This is a genomic window from Legionella jamestowniensis (genome assembly GCF_001467745.1).
In the GTDB taxonomy this organism is placed as follows: Bacteria; Pseudomonadota; Gammaproteobacteria; order Legionellales; family Legionellaceae; genus Tatlockia; species Tatlockia jamestowniensis.
Genome location: NZ_LNYG01000013.1, coordinates 800,032 through 812,854 on the forward strand (window position 1 = coordinate 800,032; position 12,823 = coordinate 812,854).

A 12,823-nucleotide genomic window follows, 5' to 3' on the forward strand; every position below is an offset into this window, starting at 1 on the left:
ATAGCACCTAACGAAGTTTTAAGGTTGCCAACCCACAGAGCACAAACACGACTGTCATAATCCAAAACCGTACGATAACTTTAGGTTCAGACCATCCTTTCAATTCAAAATGATGGTGTAGTGGTGCCATGCGGAACAAACGCTTACCGCCTGTATATTTAAAATAACCGACTTGTAAAATGACGGATACCGTTTCAATTACAAACAATCCCCCCATAATCAAAAGCACCAGTTCCTGTCTTACTATAACCGCAACCATTCCAAGAGCAGCACCAAGGGCTAAAGAACCAACATCCCCCATAAATACCTGGGCTGGATAACTGTTATACCATAAGAAGCCTAACCCCGCCCCCACAATTGCCGAACAAAAAATAGTTAACTCACCAGTATCGGGGACAAAGGGAATCGCCAAATAATGCGCATAGATTGAATTGGAGCTTGCATAGGCAAAAATACCTAATGCCCCTGCTACCATTATAATGGGAACAATTGCCAAACCATCTAATCCATCTGTAAGATTAACAGCATTACTACTGCCAACAATGACAAAATAGGCCAGCACGGGAAATAATGGCCCCAGATCAATTAGCAACTCTTTAAAAAAGGGGACCGTGAGTTGTGTTTGCACAGGAATTTCGGCATTCAGGTAAAGATATAACACTGCACCAAGCGCAATGAGTGATTGCCAAAAATATTTCCACCGCCCAGGCAACCCTTTACTATTTTTACGTACCAACTTACGATAATCATCAATCCATCCCACGAGACCAAAACCCGTGGTCACTAATAATACCAACCATAAGGCAACCTGCCTTAAATCTCCCCACAATAAGCAACTTACAATAATGGCCAACAGTATTAACACCCCTCCCATTGTAGGAGTGCCTGCTTTGGATAAATGGGTTTTCGGCCCATCATCACGCACCATTTGTCCTATTTGTAAATTTCTTAGCCATTTAATCATCAGAGGGCCACAAAACAGCCCTACAAGTAATGCCGTTAAAGCAGCCAAAATAGAACGAAAGGTTAGGTACTGAAATACTCTAAACGCATGATACTGTCCTTGTAATAGCTGCGTTAACCAGTAAAGCATATTATTAATACCTCATAAAAAAGTTAGGATGTCACCCGAAATATCCACGAGTATTCCAGGCCGCGCAAAAAGCTGCCAAGCATATCATATTCTTAGTAGTTCAACCCACCAGTCGATGCACAATTTTTTCCATTGCTGCAGAACGCGAACCTTTTACTAATACGGTTGTATTGGCATCAAGTTTGTTGAGCAAATCTAAAGCCAGCTCTTCTTGACTTGCGTAGTGTCTGGCGCTATCTCCAAAAGCTTTACTGCTATGAGCACTATGGGTACCACAAGTCATTAACAAATCAATTCCTTGGCGCTGGGCGGCATAACCTACTTCTTCATGATGTTCTTGAGTCCAGTTGCCAAGCTCCCCCATATCCCCTAAAACCAGAATGCGGCGACCCCGGCGTTTAGCTAATACAGAAACAGCTGTTAATACGGAGCGTAAATTGGCGTTATAAGTGTCATCAATGACCAACGATTGATTTTTACCGGGCAGAAAAGTCATGCGCCCAGGAACTCCACGAAATTGGTTTAAACCCTCAGTGATATCGGTCAAACTGATACCAGCAGCGTAACAACAACTTGCTGCCGCCAATGCATTGGCAATGGTATGTTCTCCAGGAACTTGCAGCATCACCTGTGCATGGGCTGTAGGCAATACTAACTCAAACCTAGCACAATCTTGGTCATTAAACTGAATATTTCTTGCATAAATATCAACTGGCTTGCCAAGGGAAAAACGTAAGACTTTTTTATCTACCAGGTTGTCATCCCAAAAATGAGCATAGTTATCATCTTCGTTAATAACGGCTATACCACCGGGTGGCAATGCCTGATAAATTTCACCTTTCGCACGCGCAACCCCATCAATTGAACCAAATTCGCCAATATGAGCAGGCGCAATATTGTTGATTAGCGCCACCTGAGGTCGTACGATGGCTGCAGTATAGGCAATTTCCCCCACATGGTTAGCCCCTAACTCAAAGACAGCATAACGATGGTTGGCATTTAACTGCAGCACACTCAATGGCGCACCAATATGATTGTTTAAATTACCAGGGGTTGCATGCGCAGGTTTAGGCAAAATGGAGGCAATCATTTCTTTTACAGTAGTCTTGCCATTACTACCTGTTAACGCAATGATGGGGCAATGAATAGTTTGGCGATGGGAAATCGCAATTTTTGCCAAGGCTTTTAACGTATCAGGGACGTTAAACTGTGGTATAGGTATTTCTTCATTCGATTTACTGCATATAATCGCTATTGCCCCTTTTGAAGCAGCCTCAGCCATAAAATCATGTCCGTCAAAACGCTCTCCTTGAACAGCGATGAATAGATTACCGGGCCGGACTTGGCGACTGTCAATACAAAAGCCAGTAACTGATTCGTTGCTAGCACAAGGCACATTAAGTAAGTTCGCAATATTTTTTAGATTCATAGCAGTCTAAAATAGTTAAAACCTTAGTGTACTGATTATTAGCCGAAGTCACCAGAGAGAGCTCTAATTTTATACAATTTTTATAATTATATAATCCTTCATGGTTTCCCGCTTTCAGGTATCGATCCGTCAAAGGCATGAAAGTTCATATTATCTTGATATACCAAGTAAAATTTCAATTAATCTATCTTGTTCCATCGTGGGGATTTTTATGCCAATCAGCTTATTGCGTGAGGTGGTACCATGAAGAAGAGATATTTGTTTTTGTGGGACGCGCAATAGTTTTGCTAAATAAACTACAAGCATTTTATTAGCCTTGCCTTCCTGGGGGCTCGCTTGCAGGCTAATCTGCAAGCCTCCAGTTGTGTTAAAAGAGATTTTATTCTGTTTGGCTCCAGGTTTAACTTTAACTCGTAGTGTAAGTTGCTCAGCACTACGTTTAAGCCAAAGCGGGCAACTCATAAGATTCACTAAGATTAAGGATCCGATAATATCGCGCTAAACTTGCTTCCGTTAAAGGCTGCCGTTGATCATCTAACAAGTAGGTATCCAGACCCTCACATAGTTGTTTCGCAGTGTCATACATAATACCAAAACGCTCTGCATCAATCGTTGGGCTACCTGATGATTGCATGAAAAGACAAAGTCCTCTTACGCTAAACGCGCCAATATTTTGTAAATCAAACACACCATTTGCAGTCGCTGCTGCAAGGCTACAAAGAACAGGGCCTTGACCATTTGCATACTGATGCCTATGGAACAATTGTCCTTCGCCAAAACGCAAACCCGCAGATAATACTGTTTGCAATAGTTCATAGCCGGCCAATTGACGATTTTCTTTAGCGAGTAAAAACATCATTAAAGATTTGCCAGATTCATTGGTTGAGATAGAATCCTCTTCGATTTTCCCCATCATTGGCCTTTTGTGTGCGCCATTAGTTTCATTAGGTTCTGTCGTTTCTGTGGGGAAATCCTGGTTTACTTTACGCACCGCAATAATGTCATCAAAATGCTTGCTTTCCGTTTGCCCTAACGAGGGTTGGTAATTAATGGGATTTAAGCTTTGACGTCTTGCCTTCATTAAGCGTCCTATGGCAATCACAACCCCAATGAGCAATAACACATTAAGGATAAGACTCCAATTTGCCTGCATTTTTAACTCCTCAATTAAAGAACTCTTACCATCATCAGGACGAGCTCATAGACAAAGCCTGCTCGACATCTACTGCAACCACTCGGGAAACACCTGGTTCACGCATGGTTACCCCAATCAAGTGAGCTGCCAATTCCATAGTTACTTTGTTATGGGTAATAAACAGGAATTGTACGAATTGTGACATCTCTTTTACTAAAGTACAAAATCGACCAACATTGACATCGTCCAGTGGCGCATCCACTTCATCCAACATACAAAATGGAGATGGGTTTAATTGAAAAATAGCGAATACCAACGCCACAGCAGTCATTGCTTTTTCACCCCCCGATAACAAGTGAATCGTACTATTTCGTTTGCCTGGGGGTTGAGCCATGACTAAAATACCCGCTTCCAATAGATTATCACAGGTTAACTCTAACATAGCACGCCCGCCTCCGAAAAGACGTGGAAACAGTGTCTGAAATGCCGTATTGACTTCGTCAAATGTTGTTTTAAAGCGCTGCTGCGTTTCTTTATCCATTTTCTCAATCGCAGCTTCAAGAGTGGCTAAAGCCTCCGTTAAATCTTGATATTGCTCATCCAAATGCTGTTTACGTTGTGATTCACTGTCATACTCTTCAATAGCAGCCAGGTTAATTGCCCCTAAACGTTTAATTTTTTCAACAACATCCCCCAACATTTGTTCGCGTACTCCCTGAGACATACCTTCTGGCAAATTAGCAATTAAATCGTGTAATTGCACATTCAGTTCAGCCAGCGACTCAATAATCCCACTCGCCCGAACCGAAAGCGCTTGTTCTTGCATTTGCTCTTGCTGCATTTTTTCTTGGATTACCTGCGCCTGCTTTTCTTCAGTACGAACCAAGCTTTCAAAAGAGTCCAACTCTTTTGAAAGTGCATTTAAATGTTCTCTGCAAACCGTTAATTGCGTTTCTAACTCATTATGTTGCAGAATTTTTTCTTGCAATTTTTCTTCGAGTTGCATTCCAGGTGTTTCCAAAGCCATCAGACGGGCAGCCAGAATTTCCCTCCGTTCTTTTAGCGTGTCCAGACGTAGCTGTTCACGTTTTATATTTTCCTCAAGCTGTTGGATTTTAGTTTTTTCCCTGTCATAAACCAGTTGGTTTTGATGCAGAGCCGTTCTTGCTTCCTCAAGCGCATTATGATGGGATAATAAGGTGTCATCCCAAACACTTTTTTGTGCACTTGTATTTCTTTGCTCTTCTTCATAGCGGTTTACTGCTTCAATTGCCAGTGCTAGGGACGTCTCTGCTTTCTCTTTCTCGCTTGCAAGTTCTTCCAGTTTTATGGCAAGTTCTTCCTGCTCAATGAGTAATAAGTTTCTTCTTGCTTCCACTTGTTGAAGTGAACGTTCTTTATTATTAATCACCACTTCGCAGGTTTTATGATCATCCCGTACCTTTGACAAATCCTGTTTGGCCATTTCCAGATGCTTCTCAAACTCTTTAAGCTGCTCATGCAATTGATCGCGAGTATTTTTTAACTCAGACTGTTGTTTTTGTGCTAAAGCAAGGCTTTCATTCAGCGTTAGTAACTCCTCCTGTCTTAGCAATAATCCATGTTGTTCTTGCTGGTGGGTAGGCACGCCAATTTTGGCCCAGGTTTTAGCTAACCAATACCCATCAGGGGTAATAACTGATTCTGTATCGAGCAAATTAGGTAGCCACCTTAATGCTTCGTCCAAATCTGTAGCAGTATAGATATTATCGAGCGAAAACAATCCCTCCGGTAAAAACCCTGTGACTTTTTCACTTAAACGTGGATAACGGCTTATTGAGGAATGAGCTGTTTTAGATGTTAGGAATATTGCTGAGGCCGTAGGCCGTTCTTTTAGTGTTGGCCAAAACTCTTCGATAGAATCAAGAACTATTGCCTGTAAATTGTCGCCTAACACCAATTCGCAGGCATATTGCCATTCTTTAACAACCGTCAGTTTCTCAACTAACCTGGGACTTTCTTTCCAAAGCGCCAGGTTAGAGGTCGTTTGAGCACGCCCCAAGGCCGCCTGCTGCATGGCCAATACCGTTGCCTGTTTTGTTGCTAAAGAATGAATCTCATCTTGAGTCTTTAACACCAATGTTTCAGTTTCTAAAAATTGTTCTCGACATCGGGCAAGCGCTGTCGAAGTTTGATGATAGACATGTTCTCTATGTTGTATTAGTGTAGCCAGCGTTGTTAGTGACTCTTGTTGGGCTTTGATCTCTTCAACAAGCGTATCAATTTCATTAACTTGCTGTTCCTCGGTAATTTTTTCCAGTCGAGTTAACACCTGTTGACGTTGTTCCGCAATATGTTGTAGACGCATTTGCTCCATCTGCATTTCTCGCAGGGCTTTATTAAATTCAGCCTGAATAGTCTGTATCTTGCCATTCCAGATTGTTTGCTGTGCTTGCGCCCCTAACAATTCTTGTTGCTTGCCATTAAATTCTGCTTGAAATTTTTCTCCCTGCTCAAGCAAAGCTTTCAATGAGTTTTCACTCTGCTGCAACACGTCTGTGTCTTGCTGTATTTGACTATTGGCTGCTTGCCAATCTACTTCTATTTGCTGCTTATCTGCTTGTAACCGTTGTTTTTCACGCTGATTTTGTTGAATAGTTTCTTCCAGACGAGCGATATCGGTCGCTAATTGATAGAAACCCGTCTGAATTTGTTGGAAAATGTCATTATCATCTTGAAGTTTTTCCCGAAGCGCGGTGCTTTGTTTAAAGGCCTCAGTGGCATTAGCCTGATGTTTTTCATAATCTGCCATAAGTTGCTTTATCAACGCTTGTTTAATGGCTTGTTCCTCAGTCAGTGATTGCCACTTAAAGGCTAAAATTTCGGCCTTGTACAGTCGCTCTTCTGCTTTTAAAATTTTATACCGTTCAGCAGCTTTTGCTTGTCGTTCAAGTCGTTGTAATTGCTTATCCAGCTCGTCTCTTATATCTGCTACCCGTGCCAGATTTTCCCGAGTGTGGTTGATGCGCAACAGTGTTTCCCGGCGTCGCTCTTTGTACTTTGAAACGCCTGCTGCTTCTTCCAAATAAGCCCTTAGCTCTTCTGGTCTTGCTTCAACAATGCGGGAGATGGTTCCCTGACCAATAATGGAGTAGCCTTTGGCTCCGGCACCCGTCCCTAAAAATATATCGGTAATATCGCGACGTCGACAGCGGCTACCATTTAAGTAATAAGAAGACTCTCCATCGCGGGTAACCACTCGTTTTACTGAAATTTCCTGGTAACTGCCATACTGTCCGGTTAAACGTCCCAGACTGTTATCAAAAACCAGTTCCACGGATGCCTGCCCCACAGCTTTTCGCTGTGTTGAGCCATTAAAAATCACATCGGTCATCGATTCCCCGCGCAAATTTTTGGCGGAGCTCTCCCCCATAACCCAACGCACAGCGTCGATAACATTGGATTTCCCGCAACCATTAGGACCAACAACAGCCACTAATTGACTGGGAAAAGGTATAACGGTGGGATCAACAAATGATTTAAATCCTGCTAACTTTAACTCTTTTAGCTGCATTTATTAGGCAATAAAAATAAATTGGCTGAATTGTAACCTACAAATAGTGCGCAGGAGAAGAATTGTTATTTAACTTTAAAACAAATAATCTAAAATTCAAAAATCGTGGTGCCCCAAGTATATCCAGCACCAAATCCGCACAACAATACCAAATCTCCTCGCTTGATTTTTCCCTCCTGATACGCTGCATTGAAAGCAAGTGGAATCGAAGCTGCTGAGGTATTGGCATGTTTATCGAGAGATACAATAAATTTTTCCATAGGTATATTTAGGCCAGTAGCCACTGCTTGTAAAATGCGGATATTGGCCTGATGGGGGATATAGTGCTGGACATCTGCAACAGTTAAATGCGTACTCTCCAAAGCTTCCTTGATTTCCTGCGTAAAACGAGAAACTGCATGTTTAAAGACTTGTTTGCCATTCATAGTAATAAAAGGCTTTTTTTCTGCAACAGCCTTTATGCCTTGACCAATTCCCCAGGGAATGTATAAATCATTAATACCTTGCCCATCGGAACCTAATCGGCAATAAAAAATTCCTTTCTTGCTCATATTTTTTGAGCGCTTCAGTAAAAAAGCTCCAAAACCGTCCCCAAAAAGGATTCCTGTTGTTCTATCGGTATGATCGATCACATTGGAAAAAGCATCACACCCTAAAACCAAAGCATATTCAAACTGAGAACTCGCTTCCATCAGGTAATTAGCAGTACCTAATGCATAGATAAACCCTGAACAGGCTGCTTGCATGTCAAAAGCCACACAATTAGCTATTCCAAGCTTTTGTTGAAGCATGGCTGCTGTGCTGGGCATAAGCTGAAAGGGGGTTGTGGTTGCAACAATAATCAAGTTAACCACCTGGGGTGAAACTTTTGCCTCCATAAGGGCTGCGAGGGCTGCTTTGTAACTACAATCTAAAAAATCTTCATCTTCAGAAAGCATATGGCGCTGTTTAATACCCGTCATTTGAGTTATCCAGGCATCCGAGGTAGCCATTGATGATTCAAGATCTTGATTAAAAACTATTTTTTTTGGTAAATAACCACCGCATGCTAAAAGCTCTATATTATTACTCATTATCAACTCCTTTGGCATGGTCATGCTAAAATAGTTGTCAACATCTAAACCAAAATCTGGTATAAATCTTCTAATACTTAGGTTAAAAAGACTTTCTTAGTTCCCATTTGGCAATACTGCCACTAAAACCCACCCCAAAAGAAATCAATAAAAAATTACCCTGTTTTTTATCTTTATTCAGTGCTTCCTCAAGCATAAATCCAATGGAGCATGACGATAAATTTCCAAAATTATTAATGATTGAATAGGAGTGTGATACTTTCTCGGTTTCTTCTAAACAAAAGTTATGTCGAATCCCGTCAATAATTTTTTTACTTCCGGTATGTATTAGAAAAAAATCAATATCATCGATGTAATCCTCTCTAGAATCGCTACAAAGCTTTTCAAATAAGCATTTGCTGTAAAAAAGTCCTCTAGCAGGCACTACTTTACTTAAAAAATATTGAGGAAATCCATCATACAGGGGCTTATAGCTACCGCCTTCATCCATATGCAAAATCTCCGTATCTTTACAAGAGTAATTAGTTAGGTGGTAACATTTGAAATTTTGTTCTTTATCAGCAGCTTGTAGCAATATTGAAACTGCGCCGTCACCAAACAAATAACTATTAATTAGATTGTTCAATTTAAGTCTGGCAGTTTCTTTTTCTTCCCCATCAGGCATTGCCTTTATCTCATTAAAACCAATTGCATTTTCCGTTAAAGTGGGCGGAAGCATCGCCGTGTGGGCCTCAGCGATGGTAATTAAGGCTTGTTTCCCGGGATTTGTTATTAAAAAAGATTGAGCGATTTCAATAGCCTTAACCATCGAAGAGCAGCCCTGATTTTGCATATTAATAACACTGACCTCTCGAGGAAGGATTGCGGGATTTACTTTAGCGATAACTTCATAAGCCATACAAGGCAAAGGCCTTAATGCCGTATTGGTGACAGTAATAAATAGGCAAATATCTAGTGTCTTATTAGCTGCATCCACGCATTTATGAATGGATTTCACCGCGAGCTCATTGATGTCTTCAATTAATTTTCTGGGTTTTTTCCCTGTTAAATAGCGTGGATAATCGTCCACCACTGCGTAACGTTGGTTGATAAACATTGAGTCAAGCATATTGTGAATCTCAGGACTAAGGTTTCCATTCGCTTCACGAATTATTTCTTGGCTAGAGACAGATTGCTCGGGTACAACCGAAGCTATACTTAAGATATCAACTGCTTTCATAACTGAATTATTATTATCCAAAGTGGTTAAGTAATTTTCAGTGTAGAAGAGAGAGTTCTACTTTTCAATGGTGACTGGACTTAAATCTCGAATCTAAAAATATTTCTTGACGAGCACTACCTGGCAATCTATTGAATTAAAAACAAAAATAAACTTTTATCGCTTAAAAATAAGCATCAGAAATAAAAAAATAGACTATATTTTGAATTTATCTCGATAAATATACTATTTTTAGAGATAAATTTAATTTTGCATTTATTCAGCTTTTGTTAATATAAGTTTAACAATTTGTAGGAGCTCGGATGACCCACGATACAGAACTTAGTGATCTCATGCACTCTGTTGCAATGAAAAGCCTTCAATTAATCGATGGAATGAAGAAACAACCGGCGCAGTTTCCTACGCTTATCAAGCAATATATGGATCTCACCACCGATTTTCAGGCTTTACTAACAGTCATGTTAAAAAATCCTGAACAAATTTGGGAAATGCAGCTTGCTTATTGGCAAGACGCCATGAGCTTAATGCAGGAGCAGTTTAATCATTGGCTGGAAGGGAAACCAATGCCAATTGAGGACAGACGCTTTAATAGTGAAGAGTGGATCAACAATCCCTTTTTTAACTTGCTAAGCCAACATTATCTTTTAGCAAGTGAGCATTTAAATTCCCTCTTTGAACATTTAGATTATGGTGATAAACAACTTGCTAAAAGAGTACAGTTTTTTACTAGACAATATCTTGATGCCTTATCACCAGCAAATTTTCTCCATACCAATCCCCAATTAATGGCAGAAACCATTCAAAGTCATGGCAAAAATTTATTACGTGGCTTGCAAAATTTACTAACGGATTTGGAAACAGGCTCTTCCCGTTTGATTATTAAAATGACTGATACTGATGCGTTTAAAATTGGGGAAAATATAGCTACGACACCTGGAAAAGTTATTTTTCGTAATGAAATGATGGAACTTATCCAATATAGTCCTCAGACTGAAGAGGTGAATGCTATACCTTTATTGATTGTCCCTCCCTGGATTAACAAATACTACATTCTTGATTTAAGTCCAAATAATTCATTTATTGGTTGGCTAGTTAAGCAGGGAATCACTGTATTTGTGATCTCCTGGATCAATCCTGATTCCAGTTATGCTGACAAGGGTTTGTTTGATTACTTAAATGAAGGCCCTCTTACTGCAATTAAAACCATCCAAAGACAACTCAAGGTAGAGCAAGTTAATTTGCTTGGATTTTGCATAGGTGGAACATTAATTGCTTGCTTACTTGCCTATTTGAATGCATTGAATGAACATCCTGTTCGAAGTGCGACGTTTCTTGCCTCAATGATTGATTTTAGCGACCCAGGTGACATTTCTGTGTTCATTGACGAACAGCAGATTCGGCGCATTGAAGAAGAAATGCATGCCAAGGGATTTTTAGATGGCCGCTTTATGGCAAGTACTTTCAATTCACTACGAGCCAATGACCTGGTTTGGTCTTTTTTTATTAAAAATTACTTGCAAGGGAAAAACCCTGTGCCTTTTGATATCTTGTATTGGAATGCAGATGCCACGAATATGCCTGCAAAAATGCATTCCCAGTACTTACGTTGGATGTACCTGCACAATAATTTAATTAAGCCTGGTAAAATTCATTTAAATCATGTGCCTTTAGATGTGACCCAAATTAAAGTGCCTACTTTTTTCGTGTCTACCCAAAAAGATCATATTGCCCCTTGGCAAACTACTTATTTGGGATTCCAACTGATGAAAGGAAAAAAACGCTTTTTACTTGGGGGTTCAGGACATATCGCGGGTATTGTCAATCCGCCCAGCAGCGAAAAATATGGCTTCTATAGTAATACAAGAACTGACCAAACGGCGGAAGATTGGTTGGCGAATGCTGTTCACTATCCTGGTTCCTGGTGGCCTGAATGGTTGGATTGGTTGAAAAAAGAATCAGGTCGTCTTGTAAAAGCCCTTGATTTCGACAAGCTGCCTTTTAAACCCATTATCGATGCACCTGGCAAGTATGTTTTTAAAACCTACAAGACAGCACCGCAAGAAGCAGAGCAAAATAAAAATAGTTTTAGTCCTGGGGCATTCATAGATAAGACTGCCTCTGCACCTGAAGAAGAAACGGTCTCTTGAAAGTAGTGCTTTAAATTCTTCGTGAATTATCACCACGAATTTGAAGCGAACTCTATCTAAAATACGGAAAATTACTCTTTAGTAATTTCATTTAGAAATACCACTGGCAAAATCTTTGAAAACGCATATTAATCGGGGCGTGTTTATCATTTACTCTATTGGTAAACATAAATTGAAGATTTTTTACATTGCTTAAATTTCGGGAGGAAAAAAGCTACTACTTTCGTAGTAGCTAACACATGGACTATTACTTTTTAATATCTGTCTTATTTTTTACTTCTTGGACAAGAGACAGCATTGTCTTTTCCATGATTTGGAATGATTTTTGTAAATAGTCCAATGCCTTATGTCCGTTCTCGATAGCCAAATGAATTTGTTTCTCGAGTAACTCTTCTGGCTTTTTAGTATTAGCCAGCTCATCAGGTTTTAAATAACTAAGACTTTGTAAAGTTTTTACATTAAGTTCTGTCAGAGCCTGAAATGGTTCTTGCATTTTTTTTGCGATTTCACTCCAGTTTTCAAAATAAGCTTGTGTCATGATTCTCTCTCCACATTTATGTTGCACTGCACAATTTAAGAATAGTACTTTTATATGCAAATTGTCAAGAAGTTAGAGTAATTTATTTTGCAATGCAACAATATTTTGAGAATTAGTTCGGAATTCTCTAAATAAGGGGAAATCACTATTTAACCCCAAAAAAACCCTGCCATTGCTTAAAGAATTGTTGCATTTGCTGATCCCATAACATGGTTGCTTTTTTATAGTCATTCAAATAAGGATTTGATTGTAATAATTTTTCCATATTTGCAAAGGTTTGCTCTAACATGGCTCTAAAAGAGAGATGCATTGGGTGATTAGCAAACGTAATGAGTTGTCTTAATAGTTCCGGAGATAGAAACTGCGTGGCTCCACTCTCCATTTCAACGAAAATCTGTAACAACGTGGCATTTGTAATATCTTTGCCAGTAGTAGAGTCTTCGACCTTAAAGGGTAGCCCCTCAACGACATAACGTTGTAACTCTTCCACAGTAATATACTGACTCTTTTCAGTGTCATATAATCTGCGATTTTTATATTTTTTTATCAGTCTTGCCATAGTCCTCTCAACCTGGGCCATCCGGTCTTTCTACTGATCATAAAGCTAAGATCTGTCGGCATTTTATTATCTTGCCG

10 protein-coding genes are annotated in these 12,823 nt (G+C 39.9%); 1 reads left to right on the top strand and 9 read right to left on the bottom strand.

Going from position 1 to position 12,823, the window contains the following annotated elements:
* Positions 1–7: 7 nt before the first annotated feature.
* The 7 genes from mraY to Ljam_RS07965 all read right to left on the bottom strand — a co-directional run bounded on the left by mraY (position 8) and on the right by Ljam_RS07965 (position 9,502).
* Positions 8–1,093, bottom strand: coding sequence for a phospho-N-acetylmuramoyl-pentapeptide-transferase (mraY, locus tag Ljam_RS07935; protein ID WP_058449517.1), 1,086 nt, complete (start codon positions 1,091–1,093; stop codon positions 8–10).
* Positions 1,094–1,193: 100 nt separating this feature from the next.
* The gene (locus Ljam_RS07940) at positions 1,194–2,522 is read right to left on the bottom strand and encodes a UDP-N-acetylmuramoyl-tripeptide--D-alanyl-D-alanine ligase (protein ID WP_058449518.1); all 1,329 of its coding nucleotides are present in this window, start codon (positions 2,520–2,522) and stop codon (positions 1,194–1,196) included.
* A 150-nt stretch (positions 2,523–2,672) separates the two neighbouring features.
* On the bottom strand, positions 2,673–2,984 hold the full coding sequence (locus tag Ljam_RS07945) for a DUF167 domain-containing protein (RefSeq protein ID WP_058449519.1): 312 nt from the start codon (positions 2,982–2,984) through the stop codon (positions 2,673–2,675).
* Complete coding sequence (locus Ljam_RS07950; RefSeq protein ID WP_058449520.1) at positions 2,962–3,675, bottom strand: cell division protein ZipA C-terminal FtsZ-binding domain-containing protein; 714 nt, start codon at positions 3,673–3,675, stop codon at positions 2,962–2,964. Before Ljam_RS07950 ends, Ljam_RS07945 begins: the two co-directional genes overlap by 23 nt.
* Before the next feature lie 34 nt (positions 3,676–3,709).
* Entirely contained in the window at positions 3,710–7,210 is a 3,501-nt protein-coding gene (smc, locus tag Ljam_RS07955; protein WP_058449521.1) for a chromosome segregation protein SMC, read from the bottom strand.
* Positions 7,211–7,299: 89 nt separating this feature from the next.
* Positions 7,300–8,283 (bottom strand): beta-ketoacyl-ACP synthase III, encoded by a 984-nt coding sequence (locus Ljam_RS07960; protein ID WP_058449522.1) that lies wholly within the window; start codon positions 8,281–8,283, stop codon positions 7,300–7,302.
* 82 nt (positions 8,284–8,365) lie between these two features.
* Complete coding sequence (locus Ljam_RS07965) at positions 8,366–9,502, bottom strand: 3-oxoacyl-[acyl-carrier-protein] synthase III C-terminal domain-containing protein (RefSeq protein WP_058449523.1); 1,137 nt, start codon at positions 9,500–9,502, stop codon at positions 8,366–8,368.
* Between the two features lie 302 nt (positions 9,503–9,804).
* Between Ljam_RS07965 and Ljam_RS07970 the strand changes: the two genes are divergently transcribed.
* Positions 9,805–11,649, top strand: coding sequence for a PHA/PHB synthase family protein (locus Ljam_RS07970; protein WP_082651602.1), 1,845 nt, complete (start codon positions 9,805–9,807; stop codon positions 11,647–11,649).
* 247 nt (positions 11,650–11,896) lie between these two features.
* Here Ljam_RS07970 and Ljam_RS07975 read toward each other — a convergent pair whose 3' ends face one another.
* Both Ljam_RS07975 and Ljam_RS07980 read right to left on the bottom strand, forming a co-directional pair.
* A complete protein-coding gene (locus Ljam_RS07975) occupies positions 11,897–12,187 on the bottom strand; it encodes a phasin family protein (RefSeq protein WP_058449524.1) in 291 nt (96 codons plus the stop codon).
* A gap of 145 nt (positions 12,188–12,332) precedes the next feature.
* The gene (locus Ljam_RS07980; RefSeq protein WP_058449525.1) at positions 12,333–12,746 is read right to left on the bottom strand and encodes a polyhydroxyalkanoate synthesis regulator DNA-binding domain-containing protein; all 414 of its coding nucleotides are present in this window, start codon (positions 12,744–12,746) and stop codon (positions 12,333–12,335) included.
* Positions 12,747–12,823: the final 77 nt, after the last annotated feature.